This is a genomic window from Streptomyces triticisoli (assembly GCF_003270085.1).
Taxonomy (GTDB): Bacteria; Actinomycetota; Actinomycetes; order Streptomycetales; family Streptomycetaceae; genus Streptomyces; species Streptomyces triticisoli.
The window spans coordinates 1-13,919 of record NZ_QFDQ01000297.1 but is presented as its reverse complement, the minus strand read 5'-3'; the positions used below and the strand labels follow the sequence as shown (position 1 = coordinate 13,919).

17 protein-coding genes are annotated in these 13,919 nt (G+C 71.3%); 12 read left to right on the top strand and 5 right to left on the bottom strand.

The annotated features are described in order from the left end of the window. Positions 1 to 1,118, top strand: a 1,118-nt coding sequence (locus DEP02_RS32950; protein WP_112471334.1) for an FUSC family protein, incomplete at its 5' end; no start/stop codon positions are given. After that, entirely contained in the window at positions 1,115 to 1,729 is a 615-nt protein-coding gene (locus DEP02_RS32945; protein ID WP_232839389.1) for a MarR family winged helix-turn-helix transcriptional regulator, read from the top strand. The genes DEP02_RS32950 and DEP02_RS32945, both read left to right, overlap by 4 nt. Before the next feature lie 29 nt (positions 1,730 to 1,758). Here DEP02_RS32945 and DEP02_RS32940 read toward each other — a convergent pair whose 3' ends face one another. Together DEP02_RS32940 and DEP02_RS32935 are read right to left on the bottom strand one after the other, a co-directional pair. Next, complete coding sequence (locus tag DEP02_RS32940) at positions 1,759 to 2,589, bottom strand: VOC family protein (protein ID WP_112471333.1); 831 nt, start codon at positions 2,587 to 2,589, stop codon at positions 1,759 to 1,761. Positions 2,590 to 2,679: 90 nt separating this feature from the next. Then, positions 2,680 to 3,072, bottom strand: coding sequence for a VOC family protein (locus tag DEP02_RS32935; protein ID WP_112471332.1), 393 nt, complete (start codon positions 3,070 to 3,072; stop codon positions 2,680 to 2,682). A gap of 80 nt (positions 3,073 to 3,152) precedes the next feature. Between DEP02_RS32935 and DEP02_RS32930 the strand changes: the two genes are divergently transcribed. Next, a complete protein-coding gene (locus tag DEP02_RS32930; RefSeq protein WP_112471331.1) occupies positions 3,153 to 3,716 on the top strand; it encodes a GNAT family N-acetyltransferase in 564 nt (187 codons plus the stop codon). Here DEP02_RS32930 and DEP02_RS32925 read toward each other — a convergent pair. After that, positions 3,706 to 4,389 carry a glycerophosphodiester phosphodiesterase gene (locus tag DEP02_RS32925; RefSeq protein ID WP_112471330.1) on the bottom strand — a complete coding sequence of 228 codons (684 nt, stop codon included), beginning with the start codon at positions 4,387 to 4,389 and terminating at the stop codon, positions 3,706 to 3,708. The genes DEP02_RS32930 and DEP02_RS32925 overlap by 11 nt on opposite strands. 438 nt (positions 4,390 to 4,827) lie before the next feature. Between DEP02_RS32925 and DEP02_RS32920 the strand changes: the two genes are divergently transcribed. The 5 genes from DEP02_RS32920 to DEP02_RS32900 all read left to right on the top strand — a co-directional run bounded on the left by DEP02_RS32920 (position 4,828) and on the right by DEP02_RS32900 (position 9,471). Beyond that, positions 4,828 to 6,225: a DUF6421 family protein gene (locus tag DEP02_RS32920; RefSeq protein WP_112471329.1), complete on the top strand. Its 1,398-nt coding sequence runs from the start codon at positions 4,828 to 4,830 to the stop codon at positions 6,223 to 6,225. A gap of 41 nt (positions 6,226 to 6,266) precedes the next feature. Further along, positions 6,267 to 7,016 carry an SDR family NAD(P)-dependent oxidoreductase gene (locus DEP02_RS32915; RefSeq protein WP_112471328.1) on the top strand — a complete coding sequence of 250 codons (750 nt, stop codon included), beginning with the start codon at positions 6,267 to 6,269 and terminating at the stop codon, positions 7,014 to 7,016. Next, positions 7,013 to 8,083: a threonine aldolase family protein gene (locus DEP02_RS32910; protein WP_112471327.1), complete on the top strand. Its 1,071-nt coding sequence runs from the start codon at positions 7,013 to 7,015 to the stop codon at positions 8,081 to 8,083. Before DEP02_RS32915 ends, DEP02_RS32910 begins: the two co-directional genes overlap by 4 nt. Positions 8,084 to 8,160: 77 nt before the next feature. After that, positions 8,161 to 8,754, top strand: a complete 594-nt coding sequence (locus DEP02_RS32905; RefSeq protein WP_112471326.1) for a transglutaminase domain-containing protein — start codon at positions 8,161 to 8,163, stop codon at positions 8,752 to 8,754. A gap of 15 nt (positions 8,755 to 8,769) precedes the next feature. Next, positions 8,770 to 9,471, top strand: a complete 702-nt coding sequence (locus DEP02_RS32900; RefSeq protein ID WP_112471325.1) for a B3/B4 domain-containing protein — start codon at positions 8,770 to 8,772, stop codon at positions 9,469 to 9,471. An 18-nt stretch (positions 9,472 to 9,489) separates the two neighbouring features. Here DEP02_RS32900 and DEP02_RS32895 read toward each other — a convergent pair whose 3' ends face one another. Then, entirely contained in the window at positions 9,490 to 9,714 is a 225-nt protein-coding gene (locus DEP02_RS32895) for a hypothetical protein (protein ID WP_232839388.1), read from the bottom strand. A 79-nt stretch (positions 9,715 to 9,793) separates the two neighbouring features. Beyond that, positions 9,794 to 10,522, bottom strand: coding sequence for a lysophospholipid acyltransferase family protein (locus tag DEP02_RS32890; protein WP_112471324.1), 729 nt, complete (start codon positions 10,520 to 10,522; stop codon positions 9,794 to 9,796). Between the two features lie 261 nt (positions 10,523 to 10,783). Between DEP02_RS32890 and DEP02_RS32885 the strand changes: the two genes are divergently transcribed. The 4 genes from DEP02_RS32885 (at position 10,784) to DEP02_RS32870 (ending at position 13,870) form a co-directional block, all read left to right on the top strand. Then, positions 10,784 to 11,116 carry a TlpA family protein disulfide reductase gene (locus tag DEP02_RS32885; protein WP_198668707.1) on the top strand — a complete coding sequence of 111 codons (333 nt, stop codon included), beginning with the start codon at positions 10,784 to 10,786 and terminating at the stop codon, positions 11,114 to 11,116. Between the two features lie 208 nt (positions 11,117 to 11,324). After that, positions 11,325 to 11,843, top strand: coding sequence for a flavin reductase family protein (locus tag DEP02_RS32880; protein WP_112471323.1), 519 nt, complete (start codon positions 11,325 to 11,327; stop codon positions 11,841 to 11,843). Between the two features lie 219 nt (positions 11,844 to 12,062). Then, on the top strand, positions 12,063 to 12,851 hold the full coding sequence (locus DEP02_RS32875) for an electron transfer flavoprotein subunit beta/FixA family protein (RefSeq protein WP_112471322.1): 789 nt from the start codon (positions 12,063 to 12,065) through the stop codon (positions 12,849 to 12,851). Between the two features lie 56 nt (positions 12,852 to 12,907). Further along, a complete protein-coding gene (locus tag DEP02_RS32870; RefSeq protein ID WP_112471321.1) occupies positions 12,908 to 13,870 on the top strand; it encodes an electron transfer flavoprotein subunit alpha/FixB family protein in 963 nt (320 codons plus the stop codon). The last annotated feature ends 49 nt before the right edge of the window (positions 13,871 to 13,919 follow it).

Here is a 13,919-nt window from a genome sequence, read left to right as displayed (position 1 = left end):
CCGCCCAGGCGCTGAACGCGGCCGCCGCCCACGCCGCCACCGGCGGCACCGGAGACGGCCACGCCCGGACCCGCGCCGCGGCTGCCGCCGCCGTACAGGCCGCCTGGCAGACACTGCTGTCCACCGGCGCCCGCTCCGCGACCCGGCGCGCCCTGGAACGGCTCGTCGTGCGCGCCGAGGTCGCGCTCGCCGCCCCCGCGGACACGGATCCCGACCGGCTGCGGACCTGGGCCCGCGAACTGCGCGGCACCAGGCCGATCCCACGGGTCGGCGAGACGACGGAGGCCGCCGACGAACTCCTCGGCGTGGACGCCGAGATCACCGCCCCGCGCCGGCCCTGGTGGAGCCGGCTCGGCCCGCTCGCCCCGATCGCGGTGCGCACCGCCCTCGGCTGCGCCCTCGCCGGCTACGCCTCCCTCGCGCTCGGCATCGGCCGCCCCTACTGGGCCCTGGTCACCGCCGCCTCCCTGTACCAGATCAACATCACCCTCACCTGGAGCCGCGGCGTCCAGCGCGTCGTCGGCAACCTCGTCGGCGTCCTCGTCTTCGGCGCCGTCGCCCCGCTCGCGCACTCCAGCGGCCTCGCCCTCGTCCTGCTCTGCCTGGCCTTCAACTTCGGCGCCGAGGCGCTGATAAGCCGCAACTACTGGCTCGGCAGCGTCTGCGTGACCCCGCTGGCGCTGCTCATCGTCGAGTTCGCCGGGTACCACGAGCCGGGCGAACTGATCACCGAGCGGGCCGTGGACACCCTCGTCGGCGCGCTGGTCGGCTTCGTGGCAGCCGTCGCCGTCACCAACCGCAGGGCCGGCGACCGCATCGAGCACGCGCTGACCACCGTGGACCGGGCCCGTGAGCGGGTCGCCCGCCTGCTCACCGAGGAGCGGCCGGCGCCCGCCGCCCTGGAGTCCGCCCGCCGGGGCCTGGCCGCCGCGCTGGTCGACCTGCGGGCCACCGTCGACGCCGCGTCCGGCGAATGGTGGCAGCGCGCCCTGCCCCAGGAGCGGGTGGTGCTCGCCGAGCAGTCCGCACACCGTACGCTCGCTGCGGCGATACGACGCCAGGGCCTGCACGCCCCGGCGACCGGCACGGACGTGACAGAGGAGGACGTACGGCCATGACGGCGAGGAACGGACGGCCGGCCCGGGTGGGAGCGGTGAGCGCGAAGGCGGCGCGCGAGCGGACACCCGGCGCGGAAAACGTGCCGGGCGCGGCGTCCGGCACCGCCCACGACGACACCGTCGCCGGCGTCGTCCGCCAGTGGCGGGCCGTCCACCCCGACCTGGACACCGCGCCGATGGAGATCATCGGCCGGATCAACCGCTGCGCCGCGCTGTTCCAGCAGGCCGAGGACGCGCCACTGCGCCGGGCGGGGCTCAGCCGGCCCGAGTTCGACCTGCTCGGGGCGTTGCGCCGCACCGGACACGAACTCACCCCGAGCGAACTGGCCCGCGAGACCTTCTCCTCGGGAGCCGCCGTCACCAAGCGCCTGAAGCAGCTCACCGAACGCGGCCTGGTGGAGCGCCGCGGCGACCCCCGCGACCGCCGTGTCGCCCACGTCCGCCTCACGGACGCCGGACGCGACCTGGTCGACGGCGTCCTGCCGGAACAGCTCGCCTACGAGAGAGCCGTCCTGTCCGGACTGGACCGCGAGGGGCAGGGCGAGCTGGCCGCGCTCCTCGGCGAGCTGCTGGGTCGGCTGGAGGGCCGCCCGGGGACGCTGCGGATCTGAGGAGGCGGCCCGGCGTCGCGGCGCGGGCCTCAGCCTCCCTGGCCCGCCTGCTGACCTTCCTGACCTTCCTGACCTTCCCGGCTCTCCTGGTCCGCCTGGATTTCCTGAGCGGACCGGTAGATGCCGAAAATCGCGCCCTGCGGGTCGCGCAGCACCGCGACACGGGCGCCCTCCGGGACGGTCGTGGGCTCCAGCAGGGCCTTGGCGCCTGCCCGTACCGCGACGTCCGCGGTCGCGTCGACGTCCTCGACCGCGAAGTACGGCAACCAGTGCGGCGGGACGTCGGCCGGGAACCGGTCGTGCATCGCCGTCACCCCGCCGAAGTCATCGCCGTGCAGGCCCCACTGCGTGTACCACTCCGAGGCGTTGACGCTCCAGCCGAACACGCTCGTGTAGAAGTCCCGGGCCCTTTTGATGTTCCGGGTGGCGAGTTCCACCCAGCCGAGCGATCCGGGCCGGTTGAACACGTCGGCACCGCAGAAGTCCCCGGCCTGCCACATCTGGAAGGCCGCGCCGGAGGGGTCCAGAGCCAGGGTGAAGCGGCCCTCGTCGTAGATGTCCCGAGGGCCGTTGATCACTGTGCCGCCGGCCTCCACCACCTTGTTCGCCGCCGCATCGGCGTTGGCGACGCAGAACGAGACGTTCCACGCGACCGGCTGCGACCGCTGGTACAGGGGAGTGATCGCGGCGACCGCCGCGTCCCCCAGGTGCGCGATGGTGTAGCCGCCCGAGGCCAGCCGGGGGTCGCGCTGCATACGCCAGCCGAAGACCTCCCCGTAGAACCGGGTGGCGCCCTCCAGGTCGCTGGTCCCCAGCTCCGCCCAGCAGGGCCCGCCGACCACCGGCTTGTCGAACTCCATGGCATCCTCCGGGAAGGCTCTTCCCCGCCCACCAGCACGCTAGCCCCGCCCGCCGACGGGGGCCAGTGGGGACGGGGGCGGCAGCCGCCGCTAGATCCCGGGCCGGAACCGCAGCGGATGGTCCGCCGGTACCTCGACGAGGACGATGGGCGTGCCGTCCGGATCGGTGATCCACATCTCGATCAGCCCCCATGGCTCGCGCACCGGCGGACGTGTGATCCGGACGTCCTTGGCCCGCAGCTCCTCGTGGGCGGCGGTCACGTCCTCGACCTGGAGCCAGAGCCGCACGGCAGGGGACGGCGGGGCGTCGGAGCGCCCCGAGACCTCCAGGAAACCGCCGCCGAGGAAGTAGACGGTGCCACGCTCCGGCCCCGTCCCGAACTCCCTGTGTACGGCGAGCCCCAGCTGTTCGCCGTAGAAGACCCGGGAGCGCTCGGGATCGGCGGGCTGAAGAAGTGTCCGACTGCTGAGTACGTGCACCATGCGCCCGGAGCCTAGTGGCAGGATTGCCCCGTTCCCGCGCAACCGAGCCCCACCCGAGCGAGTTCCGAGAGGCACCTTTCATGGAGACAGCCACCACTGGACCACTGACCTTCCGTGATGCCTCGGACGCCGACGTCGGCACGTTGGTGGGCCTGATCGAGTCGGCGTACCGCGGGGACTCCAGCCGGGTCGGGTGGACCACCGAGGCGGACATCCTCCAGGGGCAGCGGACGGACCCGGAGAGCGTGCTGGAGGTGATCAAGTCGCCCGACAGCCGGCTGCTGACGGTCGAGCGGGACGGCCGTGTGGTCGCCTGCTGCCAGCTCGAGCGCCGCGGCGACCACGCCTACTTCGGGATGTTCGCCGTCTGCCCCGCACTGCAGGGCGCCGGCCTGGGCAAGGTGGTCATCGCGGAGGCGGAGCGCCAGGTCCGGGAGGGCTGGGGCGCCAAGGAGCTGCACATGACCGTGATCACCGTGCGCGAGGACCTGATCGCCTGGTACGAGCGCCGCGGCTACCGCCGTACGGGAAGGACCAGCCCCTTCCCGTACGGCGACGAGCGCTTCGGCATTCCACAGCGCGACGACCTGGAGTTCGAGCTGCTGGTGAAGGAGCTCGGGCAGCCGGAACCGGCTACGCCGTGAAGCGGCCCGTGCGCTTGATCTCCGGGTAGTCGGTGGTCGCCCCGTCCAGCTCGAAGGCGCGGACCAGCCGCAGGTGGTCCTGGGTGTTCACGACCCAGCCGATGATCCTCAGGTCCGCCTTGCGCGCGTGCTCGACGATCTCCAGGGTGAGCCGGCGGATGTTGAGGCAGAGCGTCGCGGCGCCGGCCGCGGTGGCACGTTCGACGACGTCGATGCCGTAGCGGCTGGCCACGAGCGCCGTGCGCACCCCCGGCACCAGGCGGGCGATCTCGGTGATCGCCTCGGCGTGGAACGAGGCCACCTCCACCCGGGACACCAGGTCCCGCTGCCGCATGACCTCGCCCAGCGCACGGGCCGCGGCCACGTCCTTGATCTCCGCCTGCAGCGGAGTGTGTACGGCGTCGAGGACCTCCTCGAAGACCGGGATCCGCTCGCCGCGCCCCGCGTCCAGCGAGCGCAGCTCGGCGAGGGTCTTGTGGGCGATCGCGCCACTGCCGTCGGTCGTGCGGTCCACCTCGGTGTCGTGCATGACGACGAGCGCGCCGTCCTTGCTCAGGTGCAGATCGAGTTCGATGACGTCCAGGCCGGCCTGCTGGGCGGCGACGAAGGAACGGAGGGTGTTCTCGGGTTCGACACCCATGACCCCGCGGTGACCGATGGTAAGGAAGTTCAAGGTTCAACTCGCTTCCGTCGACGGCGGCTCGGCGCGGCGCGGAGCGGACGGACCCCGTCCGCGCGGCAGTGACGCAGCAGCCTAATGGCCCGGCGGCGGGTTGGACCCCTGCCTACACGGGGCAGTGGGGTGACGGCCGGGACGGCACGGGGCCGTGCCCGCCGGGGCGGTCACTCCGGAGTGGGCGAGTCGCCCGCGCGTTGACCGACGCGGCCGCGGCCCGTGCGCGGCCCGTCCGTGGCTGGAAACCGCCCTCGGTGCGGCGCGGGCCGCATCACCTGACCGGTCTCATGGAACTGGTGCCATCCGGGGCGTCGACCGAAAAATAAGCGGTGATGTTGGGCGTTCGCAGAATATTTTCCCGAGGGCTCCCTTGCTGGGAGAAACCTCGTATGTATACGGTCTCCTTACGCGAGGTTCTCCCGTGGAGGATGGGACATGACGGAAATTCTTGTGCAGGTGGGTACGGAGGGGCAGGTTCCTCCGGTGAGCAGGGTGGTTGAGCACCCGGCGTGGCCCGTGCTCAAGGATGCCGTGGAGCGCATCCGGCCATGGCAGTCCAAGGACGGCTCGATCGACTTCACGGCCGAGGGCGCCCCCGACCGCGCGGACGCCGAGGCCGCCGTACGCCGCGTGATCGACGCGGTGGAGGAGCTGTCCCCGCTGCTGCCGCACGACACCGCCTACCACGAGGCACTGGTGAAGGACCTGCGGCGCTGGGCCGAGGGCGGCTTCGAGGTGCCCGACTTCCTCGACGCGCTGCTGGCCTTCCAGCCCGCCGCGAACCGCGTGGACGGCCTGCAGCACCTGGTCGTCTTCCCGATGTACACGCAGAACGGCAACCCGGACCGCAACCTGGAGGCGGTCGTGCTGCGCATGGTCTGGCCGGACTGGCTGGCCGAGCTCGAGCGCACCCGCTACGACAACCCGCTGTTCTGCGGCATCACCTTCGAGGACTTCACGGCCGGCTACGACACCAACTCCGCCGTGCTCTTCCCCGAGACCATCGCCGTGCGCGAGGCACCGGAGCGGTTCTCCTGGGGCGGCATCTTCTGCGACCGCGAGGCCGCCCGCTTCCGCCGCGTGACCGCCGCCGCCGTCGACCTCCTCGGCCTCGACCTGCCCGAGGACATCGCCGCCATGGTCCACGACCAGAAGCGCTGCGAGGAGGCCTTCGTGCTGTGGGACATGATCCACGACCGCACCCACAGCCACGGCGACCTGCCCTTCGACCCGTTCATGATCAAGCAGCGCCAGCCGTTCTGGATGTACGGTCTGGAGGAGCTGCGCTGCGACCTCACCGCCTTCAAGGAGGCCGTGGGACTCCAGGCGGACGGCGTCGCCCAGGCCCGCGACGTGCAGTACGCCGTGCTGTTCGACCGCATGTTCCGCTTCCCGGTCACCGGCGAGCGCGTACGCAACTACGACGGCCTCGGCGGCCAGCTGCTCTTCGCCTACCTGCACCGGCACGACGTGGTGCGCTGGAGGGACAACAAGCTCTCCATCGACTGGGAGCGCGCCCCGCAGATCACCAACCAGCTGTGCGCCGAGATCGAGAAGCTCTACCGCGACGGCATCGACCGCCCGAAGCTGGTGCACTGGTTCGCCGGCTACGAGCTGGTCTCCACCTACCTCGCCCCGCACCCCGGCTCCAAGTGGGCCAAGGGTCCCGACGCCCTGGACCTGACCCAGCCACCGCGCAAACTCGTCGATGACGTGCTTCCGGACGAATTTCCGCTGAGCATGTTCTACGAGGCCCTGTCCAGGAAGCTGAAGAATGTGATCGCCTCGACCAGGGGCATCGTGGCGGACAGCGCCGAGCGGATCGCCGCGTGAGCGACCGCGGAACCGGAAACACTGCCCAGGAGGCGAGGAACATGGCGGGGAACGGAGCTCTCAGCGGTGCGGTGATCGCGGTGGCCGGCGCGGGCGGACCGGCCGGCCGGGCGGCGCTGCTCCGGCTCGCCGAGGCGGGGGCGACCGTCGTCGGCGCGGACAACGACCCGGAGCGGCTCTCGGAGGCCGTGGACGCGGCCCGGTACGCCGCCGGCGGCGCCACCGTCACCGGGGACACGGTCGACCTGCTCGACCTGCACTCCACCCGCGAGTGGGCCGCCCACGTCGAGAAGGACTTCGGCCGGATCGACGGCCTGGTCCACCTCGTCGGCGGCTGGCGCGGCAGCGAGACCTTCACCAAGACCAGCCTCGACGACTGGGATTTCCTGGAGCTGCTGCTCATCCGTACCGTGCAGCACACCTCCCTCGCCTTCCACGAGGCGCTGCAGCGCAGCGATCGCGGCCGGTACCTGCTGATCAGCGCCGCGGGCGCCAGCAAGCCGACCGCGGGCAACGCCGCGTACGCCGCCGCCAAGGCCGCTGCCGAGGCGTGGACGCTGGCCATGGCCGACTACTTCCGCAAGGCCGGGGGCCCCGACGGACCGACGTCGGCGGCTGCGATCCTGGTGGTGAAGGCGTTGGTGCACGACGCGATGCGCGCCGAGCGTCCCAACGCGAAGTTCGCGGGCTTCACGGACGTCAAGGAGCTGGCCGGCGCCATCGTCGACGTGTGGAGCAAGCCCGCCGCGGAAGTGAACGGAAAACGTCTGTGGCTGACCGAGAAGCCGTGAACCCTCCCAGGACCGACGCGCGTCGTCATCACGACCCCCAGGTCCGCGGCTTCGCCAGCGACAACTACGCCGGGGTCCACCCGGAGGTGCTCGCCGCCCTGGCCCTGGCCAACGGCGGGCACCAGGTCGCGTACGGCGAGGACGACTACACCGAGAACCTCCAGCGGATCGTCCGCAGCCACTTCGGCGCCGGGGCCGAGGCGTTCCCGGTGTTCAACGGCACCGGCGCGAACGTCGTCGCGCTCCAGGCGGTCACCGACCGCTGGGGTGCGGTGATCTGCGCCGAGAGCGCGCACATCAACGTCGACGAGGGCGGCGCGCCCGAGCGCATGGGCGGGCTGAAGCTGCTCACCGTGCCCACCCCCGACGGCAAGCTCGCGCCCGAGCTGATCGACCGGCAGGCGTACGGCTGGGAGGACGAGCACCGCGCGATGCCGCAGGTCGTCTCGATCACCCAGAGCACGGAACTCGGCACGCTCTACACGCCCGAGGAGATCCGCGCCATCTGCGAGCACGCCCACGCGCGCGGGATGACGGTGCACCTGGACGGCTCCCGCATCGCCAACGCGGCCGCCTCCCTGGACGTCCCCATGCGGACCTTCACCAACGCGGTCGGCGTCGACATCCTCTCCCTGGGCGGGACGAAGAACGGCGCGATGTTCGGCGAGGCGGTCGTCGTCATCAACCAGGACGCCGTGCGCCACATGAAGCACATCCGCAAGATGAGCATGCAGCTCGCCTCCAAGATGCGCTTCGTCTCGGTGCAGTTGGAGGCGCTGCTGGCCAAGGACCTGTGGCTGCGCAACGCCCGCCACGCCAACGAGATGGCACAGCGCCTCGCGGAGGGCGTGCGTGCCGTCCACGGGGTGGAGATCCTCCACCCGGTCCAGGCCAACGGCGTCTTCGCCAGGCTCCCGCACGACGTGAGCGAGCGCCTGCAGAAGCGCTTCCGCTTCTACTTCTGGGACGAGGCCGAGGGCGTGGTGCGCTGGATGTGCGCCTTCGACACCACGGAGGACGATGTGGACACGTTCGTGGCGGCACTGAAGGAGGAGATGGCACGCTAACGGCTCGCTCGCATAATTATGCGATCACTCGAAAAGTCATTGACCGTCGAGTGATCGCATTCCTATGCTCTGCGGGCATGGAGCTGATCCAGGACACCCCCGACCTGTCCGCCTATCTGGCCGCCGACGAGGTGATCGACCACGAGCACCCGGTGGTCCGCGAGACGGCTGCCCGTCTCGTGGAGGGGGCGGCCGATTCGTATGCCTATGCGCGCGCCGCGTACGAGTTCGTGCGCGACGCCATCCCGCACTCGCAGGACTCGGGCGACCCGCGCGTCACCTGGCGGGCCTCCGACGTCCTGTGGCAGCGCACCGGCATCTGCTACGCCAAGGCTCACGCGCTGGCCGCGTTGCTGCGGGCCGAGGACATCCCGACGGCGCTGTGCTACCAGCGGCTGGGGCGCGACGAGGGCGGTGGACACGCGGTGCACGGGCTGGTCGCCGTACGGTTCAACGGCGCCTGGCACCGGCAGGATCCGCGCGGCAACAAGCCGGGCGTCGACGCCCGGTTCTCCCTCGCCGGTGAGCGCCTGGCCTTCGCGCCGGACCCGAAGTCGAATGAGATGGACTATCCGGTACTGTACGCTGTACCGCACCCGGACGTACTGGCCGCCCTCCGGGCCGCCCCCGACCGGCCGCGGCTGTGGAAGACACTGCCCACCACACTCTGACCCCGAGGCGAGAAGATGACGCTGACCCTCACCGTGTCCGACGAGGTGCGCGCGCTCGCGCCCGGCTTCACCCACGTGGCCGTCGAGGCGCACGAGCTGGTCAACGGTCCGAGCACCGAGGACAGTTCGGCGCTCCTGGACGACGCGGTCCGCCGTCTGGCCGTACGCCTGGACGGACGAGCCCCGCACGAGGATCCGCACATGGCCGCCTGGCGCGCGGCGTACACCGCGTTCGGCTCCAAGCCCTCCCGCACCCGCAACTCGGCCGAGGCACTGGCCCGACGGGCGCTGACGGACGCCGGACTGCCCCGCATCAACGTGCTCGTGGACCTCTACAACGCCGTCAGCGTCGCCCACCTCGTCCCCGTCGGCGGCGAGGACCTCGACCTGATCCAGGGCGGCATGAGCCTGGTGCGTGCCAGTGGCGAGGAGGACTTCGTGACCGTGGCCGGCGGAGAGGAGACCGTCGAACACCCGGACGCGGGCGAAGTGGTGTGGCGCGACGAGGCCGGCGTGACCTGCCGCCGCTGGAACTGGCGCCAGGGCCCCCGCACCCGCCTCACCGAGCAGACCACCTCGGGCGTCTTCCTGCTGGAGAGCCTGGCCCCGATGCCGGTTGCCGAGGTGCGGACGGCGGCCGCCGAACTCGCCGAAATCCTGGAGAAGTTCAGTCCGGGAGCCCGCATCACCGTACGAGAGCCGGAGCCCGCGGCCTGAGCCGCCTGACGGCTGTCGCTAACGGCGGCGGTGCAGGTCGCTCATGGTCGGGCTGGTGCTGTGCACCGTCATGGCGTTGTACGACACGCGGTCCTGATGTGCCTGGACCCGACGGGCCTCCTCGATGAGGAGTCCGTCGGCGTTCTCCGTGGCCCTGTTGCCGCGCCGCAGGATCACGAGGACCAGAAGCAGCGCGAGCGCTGCGAACACGCCGAACATGACGCCGATCGTGACCACGGACATTCCCTTTCCCCACGCGGACAACAGACACTACGTCAGGCCGGTGAAGTCCGGAAGCGGCATTCCCGCCACGCGTCGGGCGTCAGTGCACCTCGGCCGTGCGGAGCTGCTCCGGGGTCGGGGCCGTGCCGCCGAGGTGGGCCGGCATCCACCAGGTGTCGTGCTGGTCCCTGGGGCGGACGGGGTAGGCGCGCTGGGCGGCTTCCAGGAGGTCCTGGACGCGCTCGCGCAGACGGCGGGTGATGGCTCCCGCGTACTGCTCGCGGGGGGCGTCCAAGGCCTCGCCCACCCGGATCGTGATGGGGGTGTGGCTGCGCTTGAAGTTGCGCGGCTGGCCCTTGGTCCACAGCCGCTGCGTGCCCCAGACCGCCATCGGGACCAGGGGGACGCCCGCCTCCTGGGCCAGCCGCGCCGCACCCGACTTGAAGCTCTTCAGGGTGAACGACTGGGAGATCGTCGCCTCCGGGAACACCCCGATCACCTCACCGGACCTCAGCGAGGCCAGCGCGTGCGCGTACGCCGCCTCGCCCTGGGCGCGGTCCACCGGGATGTGCTTCATGCCGCGCATCAGCGGCCCGGAGACCCGATGACGGAAGACCGACTCCTTCGCCATGAAGCGCACCAGGCGCTTCTGCGGAAGCGCGGCGAGTCCGTTGAAGACGAAGTCCAGGTAGCTGATGTGATTGCTCACCAGCACGGCGCCGCCCGAGCGCGGGATGTACTCCGACCCCCGGCAGTCGATCTTGAGGTCCCACACCTTGAACATCGTGCGGGCAAGACCGATGACGGGACGGTAGACGAGCTCTGCCATGGGCGCGGCGGACCCTTCTCTCTGCCAGGGAGGGAATCCCGGCGGAAGTTACGCTGACGTAGGTTTACGGCCTGTCGCAGATCGTGCCCCAAGAACGGCCGCGGAGCCAGTCCACGTGCCCGTCCCCGGCGAGATCCTCGTCACGTCGGCCCTGTGATTCCCCCCGTCGGCCCACTGAACGGGAATCTTCACGACCCCGGAAACGCTGAGGGGGAGGATGACCGGACCGGTGGTGCGCGGCGGTGGGACAGGAGAGGGAGAGTGCGGGTGCGCGGACAGGACGAGGGCAGGCGGCTCGGGCCGGCCGAGCTGGGCGAGGACCTCGGCGCGCGTGCCACGCTCGTGCAGTTCTCCAGCGCCTTCTGCGCCCCCTGCCGGGCGACCCGTCGCATCCTCGGCGAGGTGGCCGGCATGGTCCCCGGAGTCGCGCACGTCGAGATCGACGCCGAGGCCCGCCTGGAACTCGTGCGCGAACTCGGGATCCTGAGGACGCCCACCGTGCTCGTCCTCGACGCCGACGGCCGCGTCGTGCGGCGCGCCACCGGACAGCCGCGCAAGGCGGACGTCATCGCGGCCCTGGGGGAGACGGTGTGAGGACTGTGCCCGTGACGGTGAGACGTCTCCCACATGACGGGACGTGCTTGACTGCGCCCACCAACTATCGTCAGCCTGACCGTATGCCCTTGGAACTCCTTCCTCCCGGGCGGGCCCGGGCCGGTCTCGCCCGCCGTGCGAGCGCGCGCTGTCCGGACTGTTGAGCAGTCACGGTTCCCGCCCGTCCCCCCAGCAGAAGGATCGCTCCATGACGGCCACCACCGGTCTCACCACCTCCGGCACTCTCCAGCTCGCCTCTCCCGACCTGCTGCGCTCCGTCTTCCGGCGGCACGCGGCGGGCGTCGCGGTGATCACCGCCCGTGGCGAGACCGGCCCGGTCGGCTTCACCGCCACCTCCCTCGCCTCCGTCTCCGCCGAGCCCCCGCTGCTCTCCTTCGGCGTCGGCACCGGCGGATCCAGCTGGTCGGCGATCGCCGGGGCCGGCCACATCGGCGTCCACATACTCGGCGAGCACCAGGAGGAACTGGCCGCCACCTTCGCGCGCCGCGGCGCCGACCGCTTCGGGGCGCCGACGTCCTGGCGCGAGGGTCCCGAAGGGGTTCCCGTCCTCGACGACGTGCTCGCCTGGCTGGTGTGCCGTGTCGTCGCGCGCGTGCCCGCCGGGGACCACCGCATCGTGCTGGCCGAGGTCGTGCTCGGCGACCCCGCGGGCGCCGGTCGTCCGCTCCTGTACCACCAGGGACGCTTCAATGCGCTGCGTGATTGATCACTGTCACGCCCCTCTGCGGACCGGTCGGGTTCCGGTTACGCTGCGTTGCGAAGGTCACAGTTCAAAGCGCTTGCTCAGCGGGCATGAGCTGGGTGTACTGACGAGTAATATTCCGCTGGGAGCGCGCGATCGCCCCGACCGTGATCGACCGCTTCAGGCGCCTATGCTGCCTGCAAGAAGGCAGCCCAGAAATGACGATGCAGTAGGAGAGCCGGCGTGAGCTTGAGGATCGTTGTCACTGTGAAGTACGTGCCCGACGCCACTGGCGACCGGCACTTCGCCGATGACCTGACCGTCGACCGGGACGACGTGGACGGTCTGCTCTCCGAGCTGGACGAGTACGCGGTCGAGCAGGCGCTGCAGATTTCGGAGAACTCCGACGACGACGTGGAGATCACGGTCCTGACGGTGGGCCCGGAGGACGCCAAGGACGCGCTGCGCAAGGCGCTGTCCATGGGCGCGGACAAGGCCGTCCACGTCGAGGACGACGACCTGCACGGCACCGACGCGATCGGTACCTCGCTGGTGCTGGCCAAGGCGATCGAGAAGGCCGGCTACGACCTGGTGATCTCCGGCATGTCCTCCACCGACGGCTCCATGGGCGTCGTACCGGCCCTGCTGGCCGAGCGCCTGGGCGTCCCGCAGGTCACGCTCCTGTCCGAGGTGGCGGTCGAGGACGGCACCGTCACCGGCCGCCGCGACGGCGACGCCGCCTCCGAGCAGCTTCAGGCCTCCCTGCCGGCCGTGGTGTCGGTGACCGACCAGTCGGGCGAGGCCCGCTACCCGTCCTTCAAGGGCATCATGGCGGCCAAGAAGAAGCCGGTCACCTCCTGGGACCTGTCCGACCTGGACATCGACGCCGACGAGGTCGGCCTGGAGAACGCCTGGACCGCGGTCGACTCCGCCGCGGAGCGTCCGGCCCGCACCGCGGGCACGATCGTCAAGGACGAGGGCGAGGGCGGCAAGCAGCTCGCCGAGTTCCTCGCGGGCCAGAAGTTCATCTAGAGCCCGCAACTCGCCGCCCGCCCCGCACCCTTCGCAAGCAGGAGAGAAGAAGTCCCATGGCTGAAGTCCTCGTCCACGTCGACCACGCGGACGGTGCCGTCCGCAAGCCCACCCTGGAGCTGCTGACCCTGGCCCGCCGCATCGGCGAGCCGGTCGCCGTCGCCCTCGGAAACGGCGCCGCCGACACCGCCGCCGTGCTCGCCGAGCACGGCGCGGTGAAGGTGCTGACCCATGACGCCGCCGAGTACGCCGAGTACCTGGTGGTACCGAAGGTGGACGCCCTGCAGGCCGCGGTCGAGGCCACCTCCCCGGCCGCCGTCCTGGTCTCCTCCTCCACCGAGGGCAAGGAGATCGCTGCCCGCCTCGCCCTGCGCATCGGCTCCGGCATCATCACCGACGCCGTCGACCTGGAGGCCGGCGACGAGGGCCCGGTGGCCACCCAGTCGGTGTTCGCCGCGTCCTACAGCACCAGGTCCCGGGTCACCAAGGGCATCCCGGTCATCACCATCAAGCCGAACAGCGCCGCCGTGGAAGCCGCCCCGGCCGCGGGCACGGTCGAGCAGCTGTCCGTGTCCTTCTCCGAGCAGGCCACCGGCACGAAGATCACCGGCAGTACGCCGCGTGAGTCCACCGGGCGTCCGGAGCTGACCGAGGCCGCGATCGTGGTCTCCGGCGGCCGTGGCGTGAACGGCGCGGAGAACTTCGCGGTCATCGAGGCGCTCGCCGACTCCCTCGGCGCGGCCGTCGGCGCCTCGCGCGCCGCCGTCGACGCCGGCTGGTACCCGCACACCCAGCAGGTCGGCCAGACCGGCAAGTCCGTCTCGCCGCAGCTGTACATCGCCAACGGCATCTCCGGCGCGATCCAGCACCGCGCCGGCATGCAGACCTCGAAGACCATCGTGGCCGTCAACAAGGACCCCGAGGCCCCGATCTTCGACCTGGTCGACTACGGCGTGGTCGGCGACCTGTTCGCCGTCGTCCCGCAGCTCACCGAGGAGATCAAGGCCCGCAAGGGCTGACCCTCCGGCACCGGCCGAGGCCCCCGTGACCCGCGCGGTCACGGGGGCC